The 25,147-nt window shown below is 71.5% G+C and carries 23 protein-coding genes; 11 read left to right on the forward strand and 12 right to left on the reverse strand.

Annotated features, from left to right (window positions below):
* Positions 1-71: 71 nt before the first annotated feature.
* From GC157_04540 to GC157_04555, 4 genes are all read right to left on the reverse strand, one after another.
* Positions 72-1,928: a hypothetical protein gene (locus GC157_04540; GenBank protein ID MBI1376737.1), complete on the reverse strand. Its 1,857-nt coding sequence runs from the start codon at positions 1,926-1,928 to the stop codon at positions 72-74.
* 3 nt (positions 1,929-1,931) lie between these two features.
* On the reverse strand, positions 1,932-2,948 hold the full coding sequence (locus GC157_04545) for an ABC transporter permease subunit (GenBank protein ID MBI1376738.1): 1,017 nt from the start codon (positions 2,946-2,948) through the stop codon (positions 1,932-1,934).
* 373 nt (positions 2,949-3,321) lie between these two features.
* Positions 3,322-5,214 (reverse strand): translational GTPase TypA, encoded by a 1,893-nt coding sequence (gene typA, locus GC157_04550; GenBank protein ID MBI1376739.1) that lies wholly within the window; start codon positions 5,212-5,214, stop codon positions 3,322-3,324.
* 103 nt (positions 5,215-5,317) lie between these two features.
* Positions 5,318-6,628, reverse strand: a complete 1,311-nt coding sequence (locus tag GC157_04555) for an NUDIX domain-containing protein (protein MBI1376740.1) — start codon at positions 6,626-6,628, stop codon at positions 5,318-5,320.
* Between GC157_04555 and GC157_04560 the strand changes: the two genes are divergently transcribed.
* From GC157_04560 to GC157_04575, 4 genes are all read left to right on the forward strand, one after another.
* Positions 6,592-6,921, forward strand: a complete 330-nt coding sequence (locus GC157_04560) for a 4a-hydroxytetrahydrobiopterin dehydratase (GenBank protein ID MBI1376741.1) — start codon at positions 6,592-6,594, stop codon at positions 6,919-6,921. The two genes, GC157_04555 and GC157_04560, sit on opposite strands and share 37 nt — an antisense overlap.
* Positions 6,921-7,250 carry a hypothetical protein gene (locus tag GC157_04565; GenBank protein ID MBI1376742.1) on the forward strand — a complete coding sequence of 110 codons (330 nt, stop codon included), beginning with the start codon at positions 6,921-6,923 and terminating at the stop codon, positions 7,248-7,250. Before GC157_04560 ends, GC157_04565 begins: the two co-directional genes overlap by 1 nt.
* Positions 7,251-7,320: 70 nt before the next feature.
* Entirely contained in the window at positions 7,321-8,697 is a 1,377-nt protein-coding gene (locus GC157_04570) for a TrpB-like pyridoxal phosphate-dependent enzyme (GenBank protein MBI1376743.1), read from the forward strand.
* Between the two features lie 3 nt (positions 8,698-8,700).
* A complete protein-coding gene (locus GC157_04575) occupies positions 8,701-8,922 on the forward strand; it encodes a hypothetical protein (GenBank protein MBI1376744.1) in 222 nt (73 codons plus the stop codon).
* 62 nt (positions 8,923-8,984) lie between these two features.
* Here the strand turns inward: GC157_04575 and GC157_04580 are convergent, their stop codons facing one another.
* From GC157_04580 to ychF, 7 genes are all read right to left on the reverse strand, one after another.
* A complete protein-coding gene (locus GC157_04580; GenBank protein ID MBI1376745.1) occupies positions 8,985-12,287 on the reverse strand; it encodes a S8 family serine peptidase in 3,303 nt (1,100 codons plus the stop codon).
* 346 nt (positions 12,288-12,633) lie between these two features.
* Entirely contained in the window at positions 12,634-13,323 is a 690-nt protein-coding gene (locus GC157_04585) for a hypothetical protein (GenBank protein ID MBI1376746.1), read from the reverse strand.
* A 176-nt stretch (positions 13,324-13,499) separates the two neighbouring features.
* Positions 13,500-13,883 (reverse strand): alcohol dehydrogenase, encoded by a 384-nt coding sequence (locus GC157_04590; protein ID MBI1376747.1) that lies wholly within the window; start codon positions 13,881-13,883, stop codon positions 13,500-13,502.
* A complete protein-coding gene (locus tag GC157_04595; GenBank protein ID MBI1376748.1) occupies positions 13,880-14,083 on the reverse strand; it encodes a CopG family transcriptional regulator in 204 nt (67 codons plus the stop codon). The genes GC157_04590 and GC157_04595 overlap by 4 nt, the downstream gene beginning before the upstream one ends.
* 74 nt (positions 14,084-14,157) lie before the next feature.
* A complete protein-coding gene (locus GC157_04600; GenBank protein ID MBI1376749.1) occupies positions 14,158-14,451 on the reverse strand; it encodes a hypothetical protein in 294 nt (97 codons plus the stop codon).
* 106 nt (positions 14,452-14,557) lie between these two features.
* The gene (locus tag GC157_04605; protein MBI1376750.1) at positions 14,558-15,274 is read right to left on the reverse strand and encodes a hypothetical protein; all 717 of its coding nucleotides are present in this window, start codon (positions 15,272-15,274) and stop codon (positions 14,558-14,560) included.
* 134 nt (positions 15,275-15,408) lie between these two features.
* The gene (gene ychF, locus GC157_04610) at positions 15,409-16,482 is read right to left on the reverse strand and encodes a redox-regulated ATPase YchF (protein MBI1376751.1); all 1,074 of its coding nucleotides are present in this window, start codon (positions 16,480-16,482) and stop codon (positions 15,409-15,411) included.
* Between the two features lie 217 nt (positions 16,483-16,699).
* On the opposite strand from ychF, the gene GC157_04615 reads away from it, so the two are divergent.
* The 7 genes from GC157_04615 to GC157_04645 all read left to right on the forward strand — a co-directional run bounded on the left by GC157_04615 (position 16,700) and on the right by GC157_04645 (position 24,149).
* Positions 16,700-18,109 carry a hypothetical protein gene (locus GC157_04615; protein ID MBI1376752.1) on the forward strand — a complete coding sequence of 470 codons (1,410 nt, stop codon included), beginning with the start codon at positions 16,700-16,702 and terminating at the stop codon, positions 18,107-18,109.
* Positions 18,110-18,672: 563 nt separating this feature from the next.
* Positions 18,673-21,087 (forward strand): hypothetical protein, encoded by a 2,415-nt coding sequence (locus GC157_04620; GenBank protein MBI1376753.1) that lies wholly within the window; start codon positions 18,673-18,675, stop codon positions 21,085-21,087.
* 217 nt (positions 21,088-21,304) lie between these two features.
* Positions 21,305-21,664 (forward strand): hypothetical protein, encoded by a 360-nt coding sequence (locus tag GC157_04625; protein MBI1376754.1) that lies wholly within the window; start codon positions 21,305-21,307, stop codon positions 21,662-21,664.
* Positions 21,661-21,879, forward strand: coding sequence for a hypothetical protein (locus GC157_04630; GenBank protein MBI1376755.1), 219 nt, complete (start codon positions 21,661-21,663; stop codon positions 21,877-21,879). Before GC157_04625 ends, GC157_04630 begins: the two co-directional genes overlap by 4 nt.
* A 126-nt stretch (positions 21,880-22,005) precedes the next feature.
* Positions 22,006-22,710 (forward strand): hypothetical protein, encoded by a 705-nt coding sequence (locus tag GC157_04635; protein ID MBI1376756.1) that lies wholly within the window; start codon positions 22,006-22,008, stop codon positions 22,708-22,710.
* 116 nt (positions 22,711-22,826) lie between these two features.
* Complete coding sequence (locus GC157_04640) at positions 22,827-23,447, forward strand: hypothetical protein (protein MBI1376757.1); 621 nt, start codon at positions 22,827-22,829, stop codon at positions 23,445-23,447.
* Between the two features lie 210 nt (positions 23,448-23,657).
* The gene (locus GC157_04645) at positions 23,658-24,149 is read left to right on the forward strand and encodes a hypothetical protein (protein ID MBI1376758.1); all 492 of its coding nucleotides are present in this window, start codon (positions 23,658-23,660) and stop codon (positions 24,147-24,149) included.
* A 30-nt stretch (positions 24,150-24,179) separates the two neighbouring features.
* On the opposite strand, the gene GC157_04650 is transcribed toward GC157_04645, so the two are convergent.
* Entirely contained in the window at positions 24,180-25,061 is an 882-nt protein-coding gene (locus GC157_04650; GenBank protein ID MBI1376759.1) for a hypothetical protein, read from the reverse strand.
* Between the last annotated feature and the right edge of the window lie 86 nt (positions 25,062-25,147).

Here is a 25,147-nt window from a genome sequence, read left to right on the forward strand (position 1 = left end):
GGACCGGGTCGGCCCGGAGGTGGCGCGGTCCGGGGGCGAGGTGGGTCTCACCTCGCCCCCGGACCTGTCGATCAGGACGACTTGACGTACATGTCGCCGTACGGCCACGAGCCGTAGGCGGGCCAGAGGTACGCGTTGCCGATCAGCGCGCCGGGAAGACGCTGGTCGCGCCCGAAGCGGGTCGGGATCGCCCAGACGTTCTTCATGGCCTCCTTGTTGAGCGCCTGCCAGTCCGCCGCCTGCTTGGTGCGGTCGAGCTCGACCTTGGCAGCCTGCGACGCGTCGTTGAACGCCTTGTCGTTGGCCTGCGAGAGGTTGAAGCCACCGGACGGGGTGAACAGCTCGGGGATGACCGTCGAGGCGTTCGGCCAGTCGGGACCCCAACCGGCGTTGATCAGCTCGTGCGCCTTCTGCGGGTCGAAGACGACGCCGTAGTACTGACCGGCCTCGATCGGGTTCGGCTTGACCGTGATGCCGGCACGAGCCTCGGACGACACGATGATCGCGGCGGCCTTGTCGTTGGTCGGCGTCTGCGGGTAGTCGAACGTGATCGTCGGAGCCGGCTTGCCGGACTCCTGGATCAGCTGCTTGGCGTAGTCGGGGTCACCCGTCGCCGGGATCGTCTTGCCGAGCAGCCCGTCCCACATCCCGGTCGGGGCGTAGTCGATACCGATGTTCGGCTTGATCACGCCGTCCGCCAGGTCACCGGCGTAGGCACCACCGGCGTTGGTGAGCAGCGCGTCACGGTCGAGGGCGACCGCGATGGCCGTGCGGACCTTGACGTCCGGGACCTTGTTCACGTTGACCGCGAAGTAGCGGACGTAGGGGTCGAACTCGTTCGTGCGACGGTCCGCGAACTTCGGGTCGTTGAACACGATCGGGAGCGACTGCGGCGTCAGGGACGTGGAGATCGCCGTCTGGTCGGCCGCCGCGCCCGCGATGAGGCGCTGGTCGATGACCGCCGGGTCGAGGCCGAAGTCGACCTCCCACGAGTCCGGGTACGCGTGACGGTACGGGTCGCTGTCCTGCGACCACTTGTCGTTGCGCACCAGGATGAACTGGCCGCCCTTGCCCTTCTTGTACGTCTGGATCTTGTACGGGCCCGAGGAGACGGGGTGGTCGTCGTACTTCTCACCCGTGTCGGCCGACTTCGGGACCGGGGCGAACGCCGAGAGCGTCACCGTGTAGTTGAAGTCCGGGACCGGGTTCTTGAGGTGGAACGTGATCGTCTTGCCGTCGGCGGAGCAGGTGACGGCCTTGTCGAACAGGTCCTGGCCCGTCTTCTTGTACGGGCCCTTGTACGCCGAGCCGCCCTTGGGGTCGTCCGGGATGTCGAGCATCGACACCGCGTACTGCGGGCCGTTGGTGATGACGTCGGTGGCGAACGTGCGCGAGACGCCGTAGGCGATGTCGGCGCAGGTGATCGGGTCACCGGTCTCGAACGTCACCCCGTCGCGGAGCGTGAAGCTCCACGTCTTGCCGCCGTCGGCCACGGTGCCCGTGTCGGTGGCGAGGTCGGGCACGACGGAGGTGCCCTCCTTGGGGTCGTGCGAGAACTTGTACGCCGTCAGCGTGCGGAAGATCGTCCCGGAGAAGAACGCGAGGTCCTCACCGGTGTACACCCGCTGGGGGTCGACGTTGTTGAACTGCTCGCCGATCTCGAGGTAGGTGATCTTCCCACCCTTCGTCGGGGTACCGGCTGCCCCCGACGACTCCGAGCCGCTAGGGCTCGCGCTGCTGCCGCCACCGCAGGCCGAGAGCGCTAGCGCTCCCACTGCGAGGACCACGGCAGCGCGCACGCCCGGCCTGGCCTTGCCCATTTCTCCTCCTGGTTGTCCGCCGAGGTCCGAGCCTCGGCATGTGAGCCGCGCGAGAAGAGCAGGGGTTCGCCCCGCCCGGCGCGCGCGGACATCGGGTGATCTCCTCATCGGTCAGACCCGTCCGGCCCGGGGGTCGAGCGCGTCGCGCACCGAGTCGCCGACCAGGTTGAAGGCCACGACGAGGATCGCGAGCAGCGTGCCCGGGATGAGGAGGTAGGACGGGATGATGCTCATGTAGGTGACGGAGTCCGCCAGGGTGGCGCCGAAGCTGGGGGTCGGCGGCAGCAGGCCCACGCCGAGGAACGACAGAGCCGCCTCGGTCGCGATGAAGGTCGGCAGCGTGAGCGTCGCGTAGATCATGATCGGCGCCCACAGGTTCGGCAGGATCTCCTTGAACAGGATCCGGCGCGTGCCCGAGCCCATGGCCACCGACGCCTCGACGAACTCGCGCTCCCGGACGCTGAGCACCTGGCCGCGCACGATGCGGGCGAGGTAGGGCCAGCCGAAGACGCTGAGCACGAGGATCAGGTAGGTGATGCGGGCCGGGTTGCCCTCCGGCACCCCGAGCGCCTCGAGCCGCTGGGTGAGCACCCCGGACAGCGCCAGGATGATCAGCAGCTGGGGGAAGGCCAGGATCAGGTCCATGAACCGGCCGATGACGTTGTCGGTGCGCCCGCCGAGGTAGCCGGAGATCGTGCCGAACAGCGTGCCGAGCAGGACGGTCATCGTCGTGGCCGAGAACGCGATGAGCAGCGAGATGCGCAGGCCGTAGAGCATGCGCGCGAACAGGTCGCGCCCGGTGCCGGGCTCGACGCCGAACGGGTGCTCCCACGAGATGCCGCAGAAGAAGCCCGAGTCGGGCAGGCCGCAGCCGGCCGGGACGCCGCCGTTGGCCTTGTCGAGGGCGTCCGGGTTCAGCGAGTAGGGGTCGAGGCCCATGAGGTTGGTGATGACCGGCGCGAGCAGCGCCGCGAGGAGCAGGAAGATCAGGACGCCGAGGGCCCACATGCCCACCTTGTCCCGACGGAACCGGCCCCAGGCGATCGCCGACAGCGAGCGGCCCTGGATCTCCTCAGGGACGGGGCTCTCGGTCGGGGCCGAGGGCTCGGTGTCGAGGGCAGTGGCCATGGAGAACGAGGCGCCTTCCTGTCCGAATCCCGGAGATCTTGCTGTCAGGACGTGGGTCCGCGGGACGACCGCCGACTCGGGGTTCGTGGCGTCCCCCACACCTCAGACCTCGCGAAACCTACGTCATGCGAGGGGGTCGAGAAAGCGCCACCCCTGCCCGTGACCGGATCGTGACCGCCTCGGGTGGAATCGGGACCTTTCCGACACCTGCCGGACCCCTCGTCGTAACGCGCGACCAGCGACGACGCCCTCCGGAGGCCCTCGCGGGGCGGTTCCCGGCGTCGTGCCAGGTCACCCCCCACGGCGTCCGCTGAACGGATGCCCGGCGAGGGCCGCGACCTCTATCCGTACCGGCTCCGGGGCCGGTGCGCGGTCAGCTGCCGCGCTTGGCCCGGGCGGCCGCGCGGCCCCGCTCGGTCTGGTCGAGCACCACCTTGCGGATGCGCACCGTGGCCGGCGTGACCTCCATGCACTCGTCCTCGCGGCAGAACTCGAGGGCCTGCTCCATCGACATCTGCTTGTGCGGGATGAGCGGCACCAGCACGTCGCCGGAGGACTGGCGCATGTTGGTGAGCTTCTTCTCCTTGGTGGGGTTGACGTCCATGTCGTCGGCCCGGGAGTTCTCGCCGATGATCATGCCCTCGTAGACCTCGGTGCCGGGCCCGACGAACAGGGTCCCGCGCTCCTGGAGGTTGGCCAGGGCGAACCCGGTCGTGGGACCGCGCCGGTCGGCCACCAGCGAGCCGGTCGGCCGGGTGCGCAGCTCGCCGTGCCAGGGCTCGTACTTGTGGAACACGTGGTGCAGCAGCCCGGTCCCCCGGGTCTCGGTGAGGAACTCGGTGCGGAACCCGATCAGCCCGCGCGCGGGCACGATGTACTCCATCCGCACCCAGCCGGTGCCGTGGTTGACCATCTGCTCCATGCGGCCCTTGCGCAGCGCCATCAGCTGGGTGACGACGCCGAGGTAGTCCTCGGGGATGTCGACGGTGAGGTGCTCCATGGGCTCGTGGACGCGACCGTCCACGACGCGGGTGACCACCTGGGGCTTGCCGACGGTGAGCTCGAAGCCCTCGCGGCGCATGATCTCCACGAGGATCGCGAGCTGGAGCTCGCCGCGGCCCTGCACCTCCCAGGTGTCGGGCCGCTCGGTGGGCAGCACGCGGATCGACACGTTGCCCACGAGCTCGGCGTCGAGCCGGTTCTTGACCAGGCGGGCGGTGAGCTTGCTGCCGCTCTGCCCGGCCAGTGGCGAGGTGTTGATGCCGATGGTCATGGAGATGGACGGCTCGTCGACGGTGATGAGCGGCAGCGGGCGCGGGTCGTCGGGGTCGGCCAGGGTCTCGCCGATGGTGATCTCCGAGATGCCCGCGATGGCGACGATCTCTCCCGGGCCGGCGCTCTCCGCCGGCACCCGCTCGAGCGCCTCGGTGGTGAGCAGCTCGGTGACCTTGACCCGCTCGATCGAGCCGTCCTGCCGGCACCAGGCCACCTGCTGGCCCTTGCGCAGCGTGCCCGAGTGCACCCGGCACAGGGCCAGGCGCCCGAGGTAGGGCGAGGAGTCCAGGTTGGTCACGTGCGCCTGGAGCGGGAGGTCCGGGTCGTACGACGGCGCCGGCACCGTGTCGAGCAGGGTGCGGAACAGCGGCACGAGGTCCTCGCTGTCCGGCATGCCGCCGTCCTCGGGGCGGTTGAGCGAGGCGCGGCCGGCCTTGGCCGAGGCGTACACGACGGGGAAGTCGATCTGGTCCTCGGCGGCGTCGAGGTCGAAGAACAGCTCGTAGGTCTCGTCCACGACCTCCGCGATGCGGGCGTCGGGCCGGTCGACCTTGTTCACCAGCAGGATCACCGGGAGCCGCTTCTGCAGCGCCTTGCGCAGCACGAAGCGGGTCTGCGGGAGCGGGCCCTCGCTCGCGTCGACGAGCAGGAGCACGGCGTCGACCATCTCGAGGCCGCGCTCGACCTCGCCGCCGAAGTCCGCGTGGCCGGGGGTGTCGATGATGTTGAACAGCACCCCGCCCTCGGGTGCGCCCTCGCCGGAGTACCGCACCGTGGTGTTCTTGGCGAGGATCGTGATCCCCTTCTCGCGCTCGAGGTCCATCGAGTCCATCACCCGCTCCTGGACCGATCCCTCCTCGGCCTGGTGCGCGGTGAAGGCGCCCGACTGCCACAGCATGGCGTCGACGAGCGTGGTCTTGCCGTGGTCGACGTGCGCGATGATCGCGACGTTGCGCAGGTCGTGACGGACGGCCGGGCCGTGGGCAGGCATGGGGGACCTCGGGAATCTCGAGCGGGGATCGGTCCGTGAGTCTACCGGCGCCGCGGGGGCCTCCCGACCGTCGCGAGCGGCGCCGGCCGCGTCCGGGGGCCGCTCAGCCGACCGTGGTGCGCACCTCGAAGCCCTCGTCCGTGGGCTCGAGCCCCAGCCGCACCCGCCCCAGCCGGCCCGTGCGCGCCACGTGCGTGCCCCCGCACGGGATCAGGGCCGGCCCGCCCGGCACGTCGCAGACCCAGCGGCGCCGGGCCGACAGCGTGGGGTCGCCGTCGACGTCGACGCGGCTGACGGCGTCGAGGCCCACCCACGCGTCGAGCAGCCCGTGCGCCTGCGCCACCACCGCCTCGCGCTCCTCGAGGAACGCGGCGGCGTCGAAGCCCGCCTTGCGCAGCGACCGACCGGCGCGGTAGGCGTCGTACGACGACCGCGCGGAGATGCGCGAGACCTGGATCGCGAGCTGGTCGAGGAACGGGAAGCCGCGCGAGTCGCGGCGCGGCGGCTCCTTGGCCCAGAACCGCGCGGTGCTCTCGTTGAGCGCGAGCGCGGCCAGGTGGCACCCCGAGTGCCCCAGCGACAGCTCCGTGCGCCGCTGCGCGTCGACCCGCAGCGCCACCACGTCGCCCGGCGAGGGTGCGTCGGCGGCGGCGACCACGTGCACGACCACCCAGGTGCGCGAGGGGTCGCCGCGCCGGACGTCGATCGCGGCGTCCACCGTCAGGGCGCCGAGGTCGTCCACGGCACCGGTGAGGCAGTCGAGCACCGCCGCGCCGTCGAGGGTGCCGACGTCGCCGGGCTGGTCGGGCCAGCCGTGGTCGAGCGGGTGGAAGGGGGTGCGGTCGACGACGACCCCCACGCGGCCGTCGGGCAGCGGGTCCGCGCGCAGCACGCGGCCGGCGCCCTCCGTCGCTCCCGAGGGGAAGTCGACCCAGGTGTCGAGGCGCGCCGCGGCCGCGGCCGCCGGGGCCACGTCGGGTGCGAGCCAGGCGACCGCGCCGAGCTCGTCGGGTGCCAGCCAGCGCACCTCGTCGTGGGCCACCGCGGGTGCCGGTTCGTCGCGGCCGATCCGCACCCGCATGACGCGCAGCACCGCCGTGTCGTCCAGCGGCCAGTCGCCGGCCAGGGGCCCGGGGACCGACCCCACGACCTCGGCGTCCACCGCGAGCTCCTCGCGCAGCTCGCGCACGAGCGCCCTGGCCGGGTCCTCCCCCGGCTCGACCTTGCCGACCGGCAGCTCCCAGCCCCCGGCCACCGACGCGGGCCGGGTGCGCCGGGCCGCCAGGAGCCGGCCGGCACGCTCGACCGCGGCGGCGACCACCACGAGGCGCCCGTCGGCGGTGCGGTGGGTGGGCTCGCTCACGCGGCGACTCTGCCATGCGGCCGCGGGCGTGCGACCCTGGGTCCGTGGCACGACGGCTCGACCTCGACGAGGTCGCCCGCCAGCTCGGCGACCTGCCCGGCTGGTCCGGCGACGTCGACGTGCTGCGCCGCAGCTACACCCTGCCCGACTTCCCCACGGCGATCCGGGTGGTCGACGAGGTCGCCGTGGTGGCCGAGGAGATGAACCACCACCCGGACATCGACGTGCGGTGGCGGCGGCTCGACCTGGCGCTCACCACGCACGACGCCGGCGGTGTCACCCAGCTCGACGTCGAGCTCGCCCACCGGATCCACGCGATCGCCACGGCGCAGGGCGGTGCGTGATGAGCATGCTCGCGGCGATGACCCTTCCGGGGCTGGTCGTGCTGCTCGTCGTCGCCGCGGCCGTCGAGGCCGCGGTGTCGCGGCACCGGCGCCGGCGCGGGTCCGCGACCCAGGCGTCCACCGTGGCGGCGATCGGCTTCGACGCCCTCGGGCTCGTCCTCGCCCCGGGCACGCGGCACAAGCGGGAGCACGACGAGTTCGTCGAGCTCGACCGCGAGGAACCCGGCGACGCCGCGCCGCCGCGCAGCCGGGTCGACCTCGACTCCGGCGTCGCGCGCATCGTCGTGCCGCGCGACGTCCCGGCCGGCGGGCCGATCGCCGGGCGCTGACGCCGCCTCGCCACTACGGTCCCCGTGTCGGCACCGTGCCGGACGGGGATTGGACGAGGAAGGGTGACCCATGGACGACGCCGTGCGCCGGCACAAGTACGTGCTCGACGAGGACGAGATGCCCACGCGCTGGTACAACCTCGTCCCGGACCTGCCGAGCCCGCCGCCGCCCGCGCTGCACCCGGGCACGCTCGAGCCGGCCGGCCCGGACGACTTCGCGCCGCTGTTCCCGATGGACCTGATCCTCCAGGAGGTCTCGCAGGACCGGTACGTCGAGATCCCCGGCGGCGTCCTCGACGTCTACCGCCAGTGGAGGCCCTCGCCGCTCTTCCGCGCCCACCGGCTCGAGGAGGCGCTCGGGACGCCGGCGCGCATCTACTACAAGTACGAGGGCGGTTCGCCGGCCGGCTCGCACAAGCCGAACACCGCCGTGCCGCAGGCCTACTACAACAAGAAGGCGGGCGTCCGGAAGCTCACCACCGAGACCGGAGCCGGCCAGTGGGGCACGGCGCTGGCCCTGGCCTGCGCGCTGTACGGCCTCGAGTGCGAGGTGTGGCAGGTGGGGTCGTCGTACGACTCCAAGCCCTACCGGCGGCTCATGATCGAGGCCTTCGGCGGCACCGTGCACCGCTCGCCCTCCGACCTCACCGAGGCCGGGCGGCGGCTCGGGGCCGACCCCGCCAACCGGAGCGGCTCGCTCGGCATCGCGATCTCCGAGGCGGTCGAGGTCGCGGCGTCGGACCCCACGGTGCGCTACTCGCTGGGCAGCGTGCTCAACCACGTGCTCATGCACCAGACGATCATCGGCGAGGAGGCGCTGCTCCAGCTGGCGAAGGCCGGCGACACCCCCACGCACATCGTCGGCTGCACGGGCGGCGGCTCGAACTTCGGCGGTCTGTCGTTCCCGTTCCTGCGCGAGAAGCTCGCCGGCCGGATGTCACCGCGGATCATCGCGGCGGAGCCGGCGTCGTGCCCGTCGCTCACGCACGGCGTGTACGCCTACGACTTCGGCGACACGGCGGGCATGACGCCGCTGATGAAGATGCACACGCTCGGCCACGACTTCATCCCCGACCCGATCCACGCGGGCGGCCTGCGCTACCACGGCATGGCGCCGCTGATCTCCCACGTGTACGAGCTCGGGCTCATGGAGGCGCGAGCGGTGCCGCAGACCGAGTGCTTCGCCGCCGCGGTGCAGTTCGCCCGCACCGAGGGCATCGTCCCGGCGCCGGAGCCGACGCACGCGCTCGCGCTCGCGGTGCAGGAGGCGATGAAGGCCAAGGAGACGGGCGAGGAGACGGTGATCCTCACGGCGCTGTGCGGCCACGGGCACTTCGACCTCGCGGCCTACGACGACTACCTCAACGGCCGGATGGTCGACGAGGAGGTCAGCCCGGAGCGGTTCGCTGCGGGGCTCGCGACGATCCCGCCGGTGCCGGTCGCCTGAGCCGTGGCCGGCCGCGTCCCCCCCGTCGTCATCGCGACCCTCGCGGTGCCGGTCGAGGACGCCGCGGCCGTCGTGGCGCGCGTGCCCGGGGCGCGGCTCGTCCGCGAGCTGCCCCCGGGCCGCGTCGTCGTCGTCCTGCACGACGCGTCCGACGCCGGCCTCCTGGCCGCGCAGCCCGAGGTCGTGTCCGTGGTGCCCGACCGCCTCGAGCACCCGACGGGCTGAGAGCGCACGCAGGAGGGCCCGCCCACGCATCCGCGTGGACGGGCCCTCCTGGTGTCGTGGTCCTACCGGACCCGGATGTCGCTGGACACGATGGTCGTGCCCGAGACGTTGGGCGAGTTCATCCAGCTGGTGATCCGCCCGGTGCCGCGGCCCTGGCCGCGCACCGTCACCGTGTAGGTCTGCGACCCGCCCGGCGTCGGCGGCGTGCTGGTGACCCCGAGGTCGCTGCCGTCCGGGAGCGAGGCGTAGCCCACGCCCGCGCCCTCGGAGTTCTCGGCACCGACCGCCCACGCCTGGCCGTTCGGGTCGGCCTGCGCGCCGGAGTACGTGAACGACACGTCCTGCGTGCCGTTGACGCCGATCCACACCTGGAAGGTCCGCGTGTCGGTGGTGCCCCACACGTTGACGTCCCACTGGATCGCGATCCAGCTGTCCACCCCGTCGGTCAGGACGGTGGCCCTGATGCCGTCGGAGTGCGTGCCGTCGAGGTCGGTCCAGAACGGCGCCATCACGTTGTTCGGCGTCGCCGGGTCGCCGATCACGACGTTGCTGCAGCAGTCGTTGTCGGTGGAGGTGCCGCCGCCGGCCACGAGGTAGCCGTTGGAGTCCACACCGACACTGGTGTAGGTCCGGCCGTTGAAGACGAACTCGGGCACGTCGTAGTTGACGATGTCCTCGTCGCCGATGGCGTCCGGCGTCGCCCCGAACAGCTGCAGGGGCAGGAAGCCCGCCGGACTCGAGCCCGCTGCGGTGGTGGGCACGCCGGGGTGCGACCCGCCGAGGGTGACGGTCGGCGCGGTCACGGTGTCACCGTGGCGCGTCGCACCCGAGACGGACACGATCCGCAGCTTGTTGCTGACCCGCGACGCCGTGGAGACCACCGCGTCGGACGGCGAGTTGTTCGTCGTCGTGATCGTGCAGGTGGCGGTGGCGTGGTGCACCAGGGTGTCCGCGTCGCAGGTGCTCGTCAGGTTGACGTCGGCCTGCTGCGGGACGAACGCGACCGGCAGGTGCAGCTGCGGCAGGCCGGACCGGCCCTTGGGGCTGAGCCGGACCTCGCCGAAGTACTGCGCGGTCGGGGCGGTCGACGAGATGGTGATCCGCAGCGTGACCGAGCGGCCGGGACGCACCTCGAACTCGCGCGGCCACACCGAGATGGAACTGTCCTTCGGCGCGGTCGTGGAGACGCGGTACTCCTGCGTGCGGTTGGTGACGTTGACCGCGGTGCGGTACGTCGTCACCGTGCCCGGCATGACGGGTGCGTCGATCGACGGGAGGTTCAGGTCGATCGCGTGCACCTTGTCGGCGCCGAGCACCGCCATGTTGGCGGCCGTCTCGTCGAAGGTGAGCCCGGGGTTGTCGGCCTGCGTGAGGTCGACGCGCCCGCTGCCGTCGTCGAACGGGTCGGTCGGCGTGGTGCCGTCCTCCTTGACGACGCTGGTCTTCGCCGTCGTCATGAGGGCCGACTTGATCTGCCCCGGCGTCCACGAGGGGTGCAGGGCCTTCTCGAGGATGGCCGAGCCCGCGATGTGCGGCGAGGACATCGAGGTGCCCGCGATGGCCTGGTAGTACTGGCCGGCCGGGCCGCTCGTGGTGGAGTCCGGCGTGGGCGTCTGGCCCGCGAGGATCTGGACGCCGGGCGCCGTGATGTCCGGCTTGATGCCCAGCCCGCCCGGGCCGCGCGAGGAGAACGAGGCCATGACGTCGCCCTGGCCGTCCTTCTTGACGCCCGGGGTGAAGGCCGCGGTCACGTCGCTGTGCGACCCGAGCCACGCCATCATCGCGGTGCCGTCGGCCACGTGCACCGCCGGCAGCCAGTGGTTGTCGGTCTCGACGTCGGCGAGCGTGGGGTTGTAGAGGATCATCCCCACGGCGCCGCCCTGCAGGACGTTGTAGCCCTTGTCGACGCGGGCGTTCGACCCCCGCTTGCAGACCACGATCTTCCCGGCGTAGAGATCGGGCGCCGGGTCGGTCTTCTGGCACAGCGCGTCGTTGTACGGCGCGTCGCCTGCGATCACGACCGGGGTCTGGTCGGCGACGCCGCCCATGATCGAGGCGCCCTCGACCTGCAGCGTGTCGGCACCGGACTGGAACGTGATCGTCGAGGAGAACTCACGCGTCTGGGTCGACGCCGCGACCGTGGTGACCCACGGCGACACGTGGTCGGTCGTGCCCGCCCCGGGCCCGCTGTTGCCCGCGGACGCCGCGACGAACACGCCGGCGGCGTAGGCGTCGAGGAACGCGAGCTCGACCGGGTCGGTGTACGGGTTGGACCCGCCGGAGATCGAGAAGTTGATGACGTTGACGCCGTCGAGGATCGCCTGCTGGACGGCAGCCGCGGAGTCCGAGCTGAAGCAGCCGTCCTTGCCGCAGACCTTGTAGACCGAGATCCAGGCGCCCGGCGCGACACCGCGGATGGGACCGCGCTCCACGCCGAAGACCTTGGCCGAGGCGACGACGTCGCCGGCGGCGGTGGACGCGGTGTGCGTGCCGTGGCCGTCGGAGTCGCGCGCGGTGTCGCCGTAGACCTCGCCGCCGACCACCGCGTTGTAGGTGGACAGGAAGCCCGCGCCGCCGATCAGCTTGTTGTTGCACGTGAACGGCTGGTTGGTCAGCGGGTCCGGGCCGAAGTCGCAGGTGCGCGGCGTGCCGTCGGCCTTCGCCGGCGGCGCGGAGAGGTTGCCGTTGTCGGCGAACGACGGGTGCTCCGGCCAGACGCCCGAGTCGAGCGAGCCGAAGATGACGCCCTTGCCGGCGTTGGGCGCGCCGCCGAGCGCGCTGTCGAGCGAGTCGGCACCGATGAACTGCGTGCTCGCGTCGGTGAGCGGGTGGCGCAGGCTGTCCTTCTGCACGGCGACGACGCCGGGCATCGAGACGAGCTTGTCGATCTGGTTGGCCGGCACCACTGCCGCGAGACCGCCGTAGACCAGCTTCAGCGAACGCCCGAGCTTCGCCGAGGGCACCGCGGACTTCAGGTCGGTGCGGAAGTGCTTCTCGCGACCGCCGATGTAGGCCTCGTAGGCCCGCTCCGTCGACGAGCCGCGCAGCGAGCGGCCGGTGACGGACGGGCTGGTGGCGGCGAGTCCGTTGATGCCGCCGTCGTAGGTGGCGACGGAGTCGTAGTCGAGCTTGATCATCACCGGCACGGGCGTGGAGTCCTTGCGCCCGAGCAGGGACCGGTCGGTCTGCGCCAGGCGGCTGGTGTCCGCCTTGTCCGCGCTGACGGTCGAGGTCGGGGTCAGCTTCTCCTTGAGCGTCAGCGAGTGACCGTCGTCAGCCGCTGCCCCGCTGGCGGCGGTGACCGCGCAGAGCGGGGCGATCAGGAGAGCGGCTGCACCTGCGCGCAGCCATGTTCTGGGCCTCATCGAGAGCCTTTCCTCCGGAGGTGGGGAACGGACCGGCGCATCGTGGCACGGGGGGTCGCGGCATGTGCGGAACTTGCGGCACTCGACCTCGTCGCCGGACGTCACGGTGCGCGACGTGGGCGGCGCACGTGAGTTCCTGCGGTCACCCCCCGTTGGGACGGCGATCACCTCCGGGTGACTCTGCGCGCTGTGGGACGCGCGGGACGGCGTAGACCTCGACGCAGCGCATGCATGTGGTCACCGTCCGACACGAACTGACCCGAACGGGTGGAGCGGAACGGCGCGTGACTGCCGACACCCCCCACCTGGGGGGTGTCGCGTCCGGTGTGCGGAGAGGTCGGGGGCGTCAGGGCGTGCCGGCGCCGGCCGCACCCCGCCGGTCGAGGCACAGGGAGCTGTCCGGGTGCCCGCTCACGGTGACGCTGCCGATCGCCTCGGACGGGCACGTGGTCCGCTCCGAGCCGGTCGACACGATCGACACCGCGACGTAGTCGGCGTTGGGATCGGCGCAGTCCACCAGCGACACCGTGGTGCCGTTGTCCGTCCAGCAGGAGCCGACCTTGTCCGTCAGCCCGTGGGGCTGGTTGTAGCTGCCGATCCACGCCAGCGAGATGCCGATCGCGAGCACGACCACCGCTCCGCCCACCACTCCAGCGATCGCGCGGGCCGGCTGACTCAGCCTGGTGCCGGAGCGCGACTCGGCGGCCTTCGCCCGCGCGTACGCGCGGCGCCACAGTCCGACCGTGAGGAAGTACCCGCCGAACCAGAAGATGCCGCCACTGTCGGAGTGCAGGGCGAAGTAGGTGATCGCCGACACCGCCAGGGCCACGGCGACCCCGGCCCAGAACAGGCCCGAGGCCGCCTGGGCGGGCGTGGTGGTCGGCACGGGGGTCGGCACCCCCATCACCGGCGGCGGGAGAAGGGGCGGGGCGCCCGCCGAGGTGGGGGAAGGCGGTGGCACCGGCTCCCACGACGTGCCGTTCCACCGGTAGCCGTTCGCGACGTCGCCGACCTGGTACCCGCGCGGCTCGTCCATGCGTCCTCCCCCGTGATCCGCCTGACGGCCGCGACCGTACCGGCCCTCGGACGCCCGACGTCCGGGACACGCCCGTATGGCGCAGAGCCTGGAACCCGGCAGCCCGAGCCGTGCTCGGGGTCGCGCCGCATGGCGCGCACCGACTCGCTTCTGCCACCCGACGGGTGCGCGGAGACCTACCGACGTCCGGAGCGGCGTGCTCGCCAGCGCCCCAGCCGCTCGGCGGCCCCCTCGGCCCCGATCTGACCGGACGCGACACCGACCACGAGATCGAAGGCGTCGTCGTCCGGCGCGTCGAGGTCGATCCCGTTGAGCCCGTAGAAGACGACGACCGCCAGCCAGCCCAGCCGCTCGTTGCCGTCGACGAGAGCGTGGTTGCCGACGAGGGAGTCGAGCAGGACCGCCGCTTTGGAGTCCAGGGTGGGGTAGGCCTCGTGCCCGTAGAGCGACGTCGTCGGGCGGTGCGCCGCCGAGTCGAGCAGCCCGAGATCGCGCACGGGTCCGACCCCGAGGTCCCCGACCAGGGCCAGCAGGTCCTCGAGGGTCAGGTAGGTGGTCACCTGCCGAGCCGCTCCAGCAGCTGGGCGTGGCGCTCACGTGCCGACGCCGACAGCTCGCGCACGTGGTCCTCGTGGACCCGCCGGGCGGCGGCATCGGTGATCGCGCGGATCGCGGCCTCCTGCTTGCTCACCCATTCGGCTCGGGCCAGCGCCTCCAGGGCGCGGTCCTCCTCGTCGGTCAGCCGCAACGTCATCGCCATCCCATCGAAGCGGGCCGTCACGGGGTCGCCGTCCTCCAGGGCGCAGCCCTGCCACCCGGGCTCGGTGTCGCAGTTCAGCGTTCGGTCTCCTCCTGCGCTCGCGACACCAGGGTGGCAGCCCATCGGATCGCGTGGCGGGCCCGCTGGGTCGGGATCAGCATGACGCCGTAGTGGGCCTCGTCCTTCAGGTCGATGAGCCGCTTGAACGTGGCGGACAGCTTCGTCCCGTCCGGCACGGCGCCGGCGAGAAGGTCAGCGGCTGCGCGGTGGTCGTCTCCGCGATGGATCTCGCCGAGCCGGGCCGCGCAGATCGCGTCCGATGCGGCGATCCCGGCCAGGACTGCGAGCCCGGCAGCGACGCCAGGCATAGCGGCGCGGTCGTCCCCGACTGCGAGCTGCGCCACCTCGAGGTAGGCGGCTGCTGACTGCTGCCGGGTTCGGGCAGCGGCCCGGTCAGCGGGTGCGGTCCGTCGCTTACCGGCCACGGCCGGCCCCAGTCAGGCTCGGCGTCGTGGGGCTCACAAGGTCGATGCCGTCGGCCCGGATGTTCGCCAGCAGCGGTTCGAGCGTTGGGTCAGGGCGCTGCCAGGACCACACGTCGAGGTCGACGATCTGGACCTGGTTCCCGGTCCACGCCTCGACCCTGTCCCGGAGCCGGTCGAGCTGGGTCTGCCACGTACCGGCCGCGTCGGGCTCGGACGGCCGGTACGCGAGCTGTGCGACCAGGTCGGTGATCTGCTGCATGGTCGACTGTGGCAGTTTCCGGGCTGGGGTCTCGCCAAGGAACGGCGGATGCACCACGAGCAGGTCGATGTCGGATGCCTCGTCACCGTCGGCCCGGACAACGGATCCGAACGCGGTCGCGACGAGCGGACGGACCGTCCAGGTCTGCAGTTCTTCGCGGAGCCGTCGCCACAGCTCGTTGCGCAGGCCCGCGAGAATGACCGCGACGCTGGCCGCGAGGTGTTCGCGGTTGAGTTCGTACACCTGGGTCCGGCCGATGATCTGGGCACGGATGATGCCTTGGCTGACGAGCCGGTCCAACGAACGACGGACCCCGATCTCAGAGCCCCGAACTGCGAGCTCGGCGACCTGCCCCACCGTGAGCGGTTTCCCGACCGCCGCCATGACTGCCAGCACCGGCCCGTCGAGGGTCGAGGTGACGGAGCGTGTCGGATCCGATAGGTCCATATTTGAAACGATAGCATTCGGTCAGATCCGAAACTAGAACTTTGCCGTAGACGGCTCGTCCACGGTGCAGTCGGTTCTCGACTGTGCAGCCTGACGGGGACCAGCGACGCTCTGCCCCGCGGCCCTCTACCGATTCACACGTTGAAGCGGAACTCCACGACGTCGCCGTCGGCCATGACGTAGTCCTTGCCCTCCATGCGGGCGCGGCCGCGGGCCCGGGCCTCGTGGACGGACCCGGCGTCGACGAGGTCGTCGAAGGAGATGACCTCGGCCTTGATGAAGCCCTTCTGGAAGTCGGTGTGGATCACCCCGGCCGCCTGCGGCGCGGTGGCGCCCTTGGGGATGGTCCAGGCCCGCGACTCCTTGGGCCCTGCGGTGAGGTAGGTCTGGAGCCCGAGGGTGTCGAACGCGACGCGGGCCAGCGTGGTGAGGCCGGACTCCTCCATGCCGATCGACTGGAGCAGCTCGAGCGCCTCCGCGTCGTCGAGCTCGGCGAGGTCGGCCTCGGTCTTCGCGTCGAGGAACACCGCCTCGGCCGGCGCCACCAGCGCGCGCAGCTCGTCCTTGAGCGACTCGTTCGCGAGCTCGTCGGCGTCGACGTTGAAGACGTAGAGGAACGGCTTGGCCGTGAGGAGGAACAGCTCGCGCAGCGGCCCGCGGTCGAGCCCGGCGGCGAACACCGTGGTGCCGGCGGAGAGCACCTCGTTCGCCTCGCGCGCTGCCTCGAGGACGGCGGCCCGGTCCTTGTTGAGCCGCGCCTCCTTCTCCAGGCGGGGCAGCGCCTTCTCGAGGGTCTGCAGGTCGGCGAGGATCAGCTCGGTGTTGATCGTCTCGATGTCGTCCTTCGGGCTCACCCGACCCTCGACGTGCACGACGTCGGGGTCGCTGAACACGCGGATCACCTGGCAGATGGCGTCGCTCTCGCGGATGTTGGCGAGGAACTTGTTGCCGAGCCCCTCCCCCTCGCTGGCGCCCTTGACGATCCCCGCGATGTCGACGAACGAGACCGTCGCCGGCAGCGTGCGCTCCGAGGAGAAGATGCGCGCGAGTACGTCGAGCCGCGGGTCCGGGACGCCGACCACCCCGATGTTCGGCTCGATCGTCGCGAACGGGTAGTTGGCCGCCAGGACCTCGTTCTTGGTCAGCGCGTTGAACAGCGTGGACTTCCCCACGTTGGGGAGCCCGACGATGCCGATGGTGAGAGCCACGGGGCGAGAGTCTAGGTGGCACGGGCGAGTGCGCCCGACCACGCGCGGCGGTCCGGGGCGAGGTCTGCAGCCCTCGCCCCGGCCTACGCCAGCCGCTCCAGCGCGTACGCCGCCATCGCGTCGCGCAGGTACTCGGCCATGCGCGGGTGCTCCGCGTCGTAGCGCGCCCGGAAGTCCGGGTGGTCGGCCTATTTCTAGGCACGATAGGCTGGCACCCATGGCACCCACCAGGAGCAGGCGCCCGGAGCGGGCAGCGATCTACGTCCGCCTGAGCCGCAAGGACGATCAGACGAACACACCCGGGCTCGATCGCCAGGAGCGTGCATGCCGCGCGCTGGCCGAGCGCGGCGGTTACCAGGTGGTCGAGGTCGTGCGCGAGGTCGGCTCGGCATGGTCGGCCAGGTCGAAGCGACCCGGCTACGACCGGCTCATGGCGATGGTCGATGAGCGCACCGTCGACGTCGTACTGGCGTGGTCGAGCGACCGGCTGTACCGGCGTCTGGCGGACCTCGTGGAGTTGACCGATCGGCTCGGCCCGGTACGCGTCGAGACGACACAGGGTGGTGACATCGACCTAGCAACAGCAGATGGCCGGCTGCACGCCAACATGCTCGGCGCGATCGGCCAGCACTACAGCGACCGCCTATCCGAACGAGTCAAGGCACACCAGGCGCACCGGGCTGAGGTCGAGCACCGTCTGACTCCCTCCGGCAGACGCACGTTCGGCTGGCGTTGGGTCGAGCCCGACGCCGACAACCCCGAGCGCCCGCGACGGGGCAGCCGCGCCGGGCTGGTGCCCGACGAGACCGAGGCGCCGGCACTCACCGCCGTGTATCGCGCGATCGCGGCGGGAGCGTCCACCACCAGTCAGGTCAAGTGGCTCAACGATCAGGGCTTCCGGACCTCGGCGGGAGGCGAGTTCACCAACGCGTCCCTGCGGTCGTGCCTGCTGTCGGGTCGCCACGTCGGGCAGATCATCAGACACGGCAACGTGATCGGCCCTGCCGATGACGGCCTCGCGATCATCGATGAGCCGACCTGGTGGGCGGTGCGCCGCTCGTACGAGGGCCGCAAGGGTGCGCCACGCCGGGGCACCTCGCTGCTGTCCGGCCTGGTCGTGCATCAGCATCCCGACGGGAGCCTCGGCGCCTGCCGGGCCAGCGCCCGAGAGGGCGTGCCCACCTACCGGTGCCCCGAGTGCGGCGCGAGTCGTCAACGGTCGCTGGTCGAGCCCCACGTGATCGCGGCGGTGGGTGCGTGGCTGCGCCGGCACGGCGCCAAGGTCGTGGCTGCCGCGCCGGCTCGGGTGGGCGGCGCGGCAGCTGACGTCGAGGCATTGGAGGCGCGTCTGTCCGCCATGGCCGATCTGGCAGCCGAGGGCCGGCTGTCGCCCGAGGCCTACGCCGCACAGGACCAGCGGCTGCGTGAGCGGATTGCCAAGGCCAAGGCCGCGTTGGAGCCGCGACCCGCGCTGGACGGGTTGGGGTCCGACCCTGCCGAAGCCTGGGAGCGGCTGGCAGATCCCGAGCGGCAGCACGCCGTCATCGCTGAGTTGATCGAGCATGTCGTGCTGCTGAACCGGCCACGCCGCCCGACCGAGCACGACCTTGAGATCGCCTGGCGCTGAGCCGCTCTGGCGACACGCCACACGACGCTGGTTGTGTGCTGAGGGTGCACCATGTTTCCCTTGTGGGTAAGAGCCGCGGGGTAACCAGCCCGGTCCCGTGAGCAGCGAGGTGGAGCCGGAACATCCGGCGGCAAGCCCAGGGGCGGATCCGAGAGGTCCGCCCCATGTCATTTCCGGACATCGTGACCGACCCGTCCTGGGTCGAGCGCCAGATCGACTCCGCTCCTGAGCCGACGCCCGAGCAGGCTGCTCGCGTCGCCCGTGCCCTGGTCGGTGCGCGGTGAGCAACGAGCCGAAGTCCCTCACTCAGACCCCCGACGTATTCGACGCGGCTCGCCGTGTCCTTGCGCGCACCACGGACGAGGACGGCTGCCTTCTGTGCGACATGACGGACGGCGGCACCGGCCGCCCTCGCGTCAACCTGCGAGGTTCCACGCGGCCGCACATGGCCGCGCGGGTCGTGTGGGTCGCCGAGCGCGGACCGCTGGTGCAGGGCGATCGGCTGCGCCGGCTGTGCGCCAACCTCACCTGCGTCAACCCGGCGCACTACGTGCTGATCGTCGGTGGCAGCGATGGCGCCTAAGGACGGCGCGGCCCCCGGCGCGAGCACCGGGGGACCGCACACCAGTCCCGGACGAGGACACGACCAGGAAACCACGGCTGGGGTCCTGCCTGCTGACGGCCTGATGGGCCGGGCGCTCGCGCTGGCCGAGGCCGGGTACGGCCCGCTGCCCCTGCCGCATGCGAGCAAGAAGAGCCCGCCGGCCGGCTGGACCGGCGCGACGGCGAACCTGCTCGGCTACGCCGATTGGCTCGAGTACGTCACCCAGCATCCGACCTGGGACAACCTCGGGGTTCGGATCCCGGCCGGCGTCGTGGTGCTCGACGTGGACGACTACGACGGCAAGAGCGGTAAGGCGACCTGGCAGCTGCTGAACGAGGGCGACCCGTTCCCACTCACGGTGGTGACCTCGGCGCGGCTCGACACGCACCCCGAGTCGGGGCACCGCTGGTACCGGCTGCCCGATGGGTACGACCAGGCCGGGTGCTGGGGCGCGCACGATGGCGTCGAGACCCTGCGGCTCGGGCACCGCTACTCGATGGCGCCCGGCTCGCTGCACCCGTCCGGTGCGACCTACCAGGCCGTCGATCGGCGTACCGGCGAGGTGCTGGATCGCCTGCCGGCCGTGGGTGATCTGCCGGTGCTGAGCCCGGCGCAGGCCGCGCGGCTCATGACGGCCACGGCCCCGTGGGCCCGTCCCGGGCAGCGGAGGCCCACGGGAGGCCACGAGAGTCCCTCCGGGGGCGAGAGGACCGGGGCGGCCCACGAAGCGCCCGGAGACCCCACGAGAGCCTCGCGCCGGGCAGCCCGGCCGTGCACCTACATGGCCGGCGTGTCCGAGCGGGCCGTCGCGGACATCGCGACCGGGGGCTCACGGCACGACCGGATGACCCGCGCGACCTACGCCCTGCTGTCGGCCGACGCCGAGGGGCACGCCGGACTGCTCGCCTCACTCGGGTCGGTACGGGATGCCTTCGTGGCCGCTGTGTCACCCGACCGCGACGGCGGCGAGGACGAGGCCCGCGCCGAGTTCAAGCGGGCGGTACAGGACGCCCGGCCGAAGATCGCCCCGGTCGACCCGATGATGCAGGCCTGCTGCAACGAGCCCGTCGCGGAGGGCGGGGGCGAGGACCTGTGGTCTGCCCGGCCGTGGCTGGCCTGGTGCGAGCAGGTCGGGCGCACGCGCGGGCTCAGTCGCTGGGGGCTGGTCGGGGCCGTACTCGCGCGCGCCTCGGCGGAGGTCGCGCCCGAGGTTCGGGTCGCGTCACCGGTCGGCACGAACGACACCTGCCTCAACCTGTTCGTGTTGCTGCTGGGCAGGAGCGGCGCGAGCAAGAGCGAGGCGAACGGAGCCGTCGGCCGTGCCTGGCGCTGGTCGGCGGGCCGTCACCGGCTCGGCTCGGGCGAAGGGCTGGCAGCGGGCTACACCCACCGCGCCAAGGACCCGGATCCCGAGGCGCCCAAGGGAACGACCGTGCCTCTCCGGCACGCCTACCGACTGTTCGCCTTCGTGGACGAGTACGGCCAGGTTGTCGCGGTCAAGGAGCGCGGTGGGGCGACACTCGGCGCCGAGTTGCGCACCGCCTGGTCAGGCGGGGACCTCGGGTCGGACTACAGAGATCCCGAGAAGCGCCTACCCGTGGCGGCCGACACCTACCGGCTCGCGGTGCTCGCCGGCATCCAGCCGGGCCTGGTGTCCGAGGTGTTCGGCGGTGCCAACGTCGGGGATCTGCAGCGTTGGCTGTGGTTCGACGCGCAAGACGAGGAGGGTAGGGCGTCGTGGCCGGCCCTGCCTCCGGAGCAGGTCATCCCTCCTCTGCCGATCCGGCTGCCCGAGGAAGTGACCGGCGAGGCCGTCGCGTTCTCGGCGCTCACCTCTCCGGGACGGCTCGTCATGGCGACCGAACCCGAGGTCCGGCTTGCCGTCTGGCAGGGCCACCAGCATCAGAGTGACGGAGGCGAGCACGACAACCAGCAACGTCTGCGACTCGCAGGCCTGCTCGGGTTGCTCGACGGTCGCCTGCAGGTGTCCTGGGACGACTGGGCGCTCGCCGGCCGGCTGATCTCGCGTTCCGCCGCGCTGCGTGACGCAGCAGCAGCGGGTCTGGCCGCCGAGGCTGAGGCCAAAGCCCGGGCGAGGGGCCGGGCCGCTGCTCTCACCGAAGAAGCCAAGGCCGACCACGACGCACGACGAGTCGCACACGTGCTGGCGGCCCGGGTGGCCCGCGCCGAGGGTCAGCGGCTGGGACGGGAGGCCCTGCGCCAGGCCGTGGCCGGGCGCGACAAGAAGGTCTGGCACGACGCGCTCGCGAAGGCGTGCGAGTTGGGCTGGCTCACCGAGGCCACGGGGCCGCCGAACCCGGTCAGCGGCAAGGCCAGCCGGACCTACGAGACGGGGCCGTCGTGGGTGGGCTGACGACCGGGGACGACGACCGGGGACACGGGGACGGTCCCCGGTCGTCGTGGGGGCCGCTGTGCCGGGGACGAGGCGGCTCTTACGCGGGAGCAGGGGGTCACCTACCTACGCGGAGACCCGCGAGAGCCGGCCCTCGTGACGACCGGGGACACCAGGACGTCCCCGGTCGTGCGTCCCCGCCCGGCACCACCCCACCCGGACGACCCGAGGAGGACCGATGATCACCCCTGACGACCTGCTGCTGGCCAGCACTGAGGACACCGCCTGCGTCGCGGTGCTGACACCCCAGCGCCGTCGCGCCGAGGCCTGGGCGATACGCGGAGTCGGCCTGCGCTTCAACGTCCTGTCCGACTCGGGCTGGGGCTGTGACGCCGGCCTGGACCTGACCTGCGCCGAGCCGGGCGAGTGCTGGTGCTGCGCGGATGGGCTGACCCCGGCCGACGTGCGGCACATGTTGCAGCTGCTGGGCAACCTCATCGACTGGGCGTGGCTGGGCGCACCGGGGACCAGGGCGGTAACCCACTCCCTATCCCACCTCGGCCTGGTGCCGACCCACGTCACGGACTACCCGTCATGAACCCCAAGGCCAAGGCAGCAGCCAAGCGGGGCGAGCCGTGCGTCTACTGCGACAAGCCCGTCGACTGGTTGATCGAGACCGGTCCCGAGAGCCCGGCTTGGGCGAGCGCCGAACGCAAGGTCGCGCACCGGGGCTGTCTGTACCGCCGCGCCTACGACCCGACCTGCGACCTGAGCACCGCACAGCGCCGGCCGGGGCGCCGGAAGGGCGGGTGATCGCTTTTCCCAAGCGTGGAGGTCCACCCCGAAGCCCTTGCGCATTCCTCTCTCCGACCTCACCTCGGCCATGCGGCCAACGAAACCCGAAGCGAACCGAACCCAACGCACACAAGGAGACACACCATGACGACGACCAAGCCCGAGACGACCCGCAAGCCCAAGCGCCGGCAGCGAGAGGTCGCACCTGCGCCGATCCCGCCGATCTTCGAGGCGGTGCCCGAGTGGGCGTCGCCCTACGGCAGCGACGAGCGGGCCGACCTGCTGTTCTGCCTGGCGATCGGCGACGAGCAGGGGCTGGCCCAGCACCTCGCAGTCGGTGAGGCGCGTCAGGCGCTGCGCGGCTACGTGGCCGAGCGCAAGGCGGCCGAGCAGGCTGTGCTCGACGCGCAGGCCGACTGGCAGCGCGGGTTCGAGACCCGCGACACCGGGCGCCTGGTGGCGGCGGCCCTGGCCCGAGACGAGGCGGCCCGACGGGCTCAGGCGCTGGCGTACCTGCCGGCAGCCATGGGCATCGACGTGGCCAGCACCGACGACCGCGAGGCGCTGAGCCGGGGAGTGAAGGCCCGGTCCGACCTGCGCTCGTTCTGGGCCTCAGCGGTGCTCGAGTACGACTTCGGGCTGAGCGAGGAGGACGAGGCCGCGCTGACCCTGGTCGCCCGTCGCTGGCAGTCGCTGGCCGACCAGGCGGTCATGGCCGCCAAGGCCCTTGAGCCGGGCGGCCAGGGCGACCTGCACGAGCACGTCGGGGTCGCCTGTCGTCGGACCATCGCCCAGCACGCCAAGGCGCAGACCGCGCACCTGGCCGCGCTGGGCATGTCGGCGGCCTGACGCCCGCGTCGCGGGGCGGTGCCGTCCGAACCTGCCCCGCGACGCGCCTACTTCCCAGCGACCCATCGCCCGTGATGCGCTGGGGCACAACGAGTTCCCCGGAGAGGACCACCACGATGACCGACGATCTGATCGTCACGACCGGCCCGTTCGTCAGGCTGCGCGTCGCACCACTGAACGTGCCCACCGTGGGCCGGCAGGGCGGCATGTCGCTGGCCCTGACCCCCGTTCAGGCCCACGCCATCGCCAAGGCCAACCCCAAGGTGCCGGTGCTGTGGCACCACGGCGACGGGGACCGCCTGCCCTTGGGGCGCGTGGCCAAGTGGGAGGTGCAGCGCGACGGCCTGTACGCCCTGGCCCGGCTCACTCCCGAGGCGCTCGACGTCCCCGAGGTCGTCGCCATGGCCGAGGGCGGCCGGCCGTGCGGGGTCAGCCCGGGGTTCGTCTACGAGCGGACCTACACCGATCCGGTCAGCGGCGTCACCAACATGGTCGCGCTGGACGTCATCGAGGTCAGCCTCACCGAGCCGGGTCGGGCCGCCTGGCGGCAGTCGCGGGTCGTCGCGATCGGCGCGGACTCGCTGCTGGCCTACGCGGGCACCGACCACGCCCGACAGAGCCGGCTGGCTCTGCAGGTCATCGACGGCGAGAGCACCTGCCGCGAGGACGGCAAGCCGTGCCCGACCTGTTCCTCGGCGACCCGCACCGTCAGCCACCACGCCCAGCGCGCCGGCTGACCCACCGACCGGAGGCTCCGGGCCCGTTCCTCCCGTGGAGCCTCCGTCGCGGCCCGGTCTCCGCTGTGCGTAGGGGCACGGAGACCGGGCTGCGTGCCCGAAACCCGTTGAGCCGCAACGGGTCTCGGCCGTCTATACATAGACAGAGATGATCTTGGTCTGTTTGAATTGATCTTGGAACGATCCACCACCACCCGACAGGAGCCACCGATGACCAGCACCAAGATCCGCGAGCCCCACCCCTGCCTGTGCGGCCAGATCCGCATCGACATCCCCGGCGACACCGACCCCAAGACGCTGCCGGCCAGCCAGCGCGGGTACCTCGACGACCCGACTGCCGACGAGGCCGGCTGGACCTACCTGCAGACCGAGTGCACCGCCGAGACCCGCCGCCTGTTCGCACCCGGCCACGACGCGCGCACCAAGGGCCTGCTGCAGACCGCCGCCAGGCTCGGCGCGTCGGTCACCGTGCTCGACGGCGGCATGGCGCACAGCACCGACCCGATCACCTTCGCCACCCAGCAGCTGCCCGGCATGGCCCACCTGGTCACCAGCAACCCCAAGGGGCGCGTCACCAAGTCCAGCAAGGTGACCGCGAAGGTCGGCCGCTGGACCTACGAGGGCACGATCACCGAGGCCGGGTTCGCCTACACCGCCAAGGACGGCAGCACCAAGATCGCCAGCGCCTACACGCTGGTCTGACCCGACCAACCCGCGCAGCCCCCGAGCCGATCAGGCCGGGGGCTGCGGCGTGTCAATCGCGACCGTTCGAGGCCGCTGCGCGATCACGGCACGCGCCTCCCCAGTTAGAACCCACTCGAATCTCGTCCCCGTCCCCTCGGGGACGGCTCCGATGACGACAGGTCTGCGCGTCGGGACGCGATCCATCAGGTGTTCGAGCAAGTCGGAAGCGTCGGTCATCTCGCGGGCGTATGCCGTCATGTACGCGACTCTGACTAGGTGGAGCCCCTCCATCGCATCGCTAACCTCCTCGGCGATCACGAACGGTTCCTTGTTCGTGAGTCGTTCGTCCAAATCTGTGCGGAACTTCGCGCTAACCCTTGTTCGGTCGAACCATTCGGGGCTGAGCGTGATCAGCCATTCGGAGGTGCGGGACTCCCCCGTCTCCGAGTGGACGGCAGCGGTCGCCTTGCCTCCCAACTCTGGCACCCGATCATGTGAAATCGCTCTCCTCAGGTTGACCGCGAACCGGTATCCGGGGTGTGTATCGAATGCCTCGTTAGTGGCTGCCTCAACCGCCAGGTACTCAGGAGAATTCGCCCCAAAGCGTCTCTTGATGTCGACCAGCATGTGATTGATGGTCGACTCAAACATCAGACACCAGCCGATGAATGCCGCATTCACCGGGTAGATCAAAGCCGCTGTCGGCGAGGCGCCGCGCGTCGTCTCCGCGGCCTTGGCGATAGCTGCATACACGGCATCGGCCGACGCGAGGACGAGCGGCCAGGACGATAGGTACGTCAGGTGTGCGATAAGAGCGAGAGCCCGCCGCAGTTCTTCAACTTCTGCGTCGGTAAGTGCGGCGACAAACCTTGGCCCCTCCGGGAAGGCGTCATGGAGGGACCAGCGGTGCCCATGCGTTTGGATCTCCATGAATCCGCCTGGGCCCTCGATCACGAGATAGAGGATCCCACGACCGTCCCGGCCAGCGGAGGCCCACGGGAGGCCACGGGGAGCGC

The organism is Frankiales bacterium (genome assembly GCA_016125335.1).
Lineage (GTDB): Bacteria > Actinomycetota > Actinomycetes > S36-B12 > CAIYMF01 > Longivirga.

What these genes read in the sequence shown, in the direction of transcription:
- GC157_04650 (MBI1376759.1), bottom strand. Translation starts at nt 25,061, where the DNA reads ATGGAGATCCAAACGCATGGGCACCGCTGGTCCCTCCATGACGCCTTC.
- GC157_04615 (MBI1376752.1), top strand. Translation starts at nt 16,700, where the DNA reads ATGGCACCCACCAGGAGCAGGCGCCCGGAGCGGGCAGCGATCTACGTC.
- GC157_04585 (MBI1376746.1), bottom strand. Translation starts at nt 13,323, where the DNA reads ATGGACGAGCCGCGCGGGTACCAGGTCGGCGACGTCGCGAACGGCTAC.
- GC157_04545 (MBI1376738.1), bottom strand. Translation starts at nt 2,948, where the DNA reads ATGGCCACTGCCCTCGACACCGAGCCCTCGGCCCCGACCGAGAGCCCC.
- GC157_04645 (MBI1376758.1), top strand. Translation starts at nt 23,658, where the DNA reads ATGACCAGCACCAAGATCCGCGAGCCCCACCCCTGCCTGTGCGGCCAG.
- GC157_04605 (MBI1376750.1), bottom strand. Translation starts at nt 15,274, where the DNA reads ATGGACCTATCGGATCCGACACGCTCCGTCACCTCGACCCTCGACGGG.
- GC157_04600 (MBI1376749.1), bottom strand. Translation starts at nt 14,451, where the DNA reads ATGCCTGGCGTCGCTGCCGGGCTCGCAGTCCTGGCCGGGATCGCCGCA.
- GC157_04640 (MBI1376757.1), top strand. Translation starts at nt 22,827, where the DNA reads ATGACCGACGATCTGATCGTCACGACCGGCCCGTTCGTCAGGCTGCGC.
- GC157_04565 (MBI1376742.1), top strand. Translation starts at nt 6,921, where the DNA reads ATGAGCATGCTCGCGGCGATGACCCTTCCGGGGCTGGTCGTGCTGCTC.
- GC157_04635 (MBI1376756.1), top strand. Translation starts at nt 22,006, where the DNA reads ATGACGACGACCAAGCCCGAGACGACCCGCAAGCCCAAGCGCCGGCAG.
- GC157_04560 (MBI1376741.1), top strand. Translation starts at nt 6,592, where the DNA reads ATGCGGCCGCGGGCGTGCGACCCTGGGTCCGTGGCACGACGGCTCGAC.
- GC157_04595 (MBI1376748.1), bottom strand. Translation starts at nt 14,083, where the DNA reads ATGGCGATGACGTTGCGGCTGACCGACGAGGAGGACCGCGCCCTGGAG.
- GC157_04540 (MBI1376737.1), bottom strand. Translation starts at nt 1,928, where the DNA reads ATGAGGAGATCACCCGATGTCCGCGCGCGCCGGGCGGGGCGAACCCCT.
- GC157_04625 (MBI1376754.1), top strand. Translation starts at nt 21,305, where the DNA reads ATGATCACCCCTGACGACCTGCTGCTGGCCAGCACTGAGGACACCGCC.
- GC157_04580 (MBI1376745.1), bottom strand. Translation starts at nt 12,287, where the DNA reads ATGAGGCCCAGAACATGGCTGCGCGCAGGTGCAGCCGCTCTCCTGATC.
- GC157_04630 (MBI1376755.1), top strand. Translation starts at nt 21,661, where the DNA reads ATGAACCCCAAGGCCAAGGCAGCAGCCAAGCGGGGCGAGCCGTGCGTC.
- GC157_04570 (MBI1376743.1), top strand. Translation starts at nt 7,321, where the DNA reads ATGGACGACGCCGTGCGCCGGCACAAGTACGTGCTCGACGAGGACGAG.
- typA (MBI1376739.1), bottom strand. Translation starts at nt 5,214, where the DNA reads ATGCCTGCCCACGGCCCGGCCGTCCGTCACGACCTGCGCAACGTCGCG.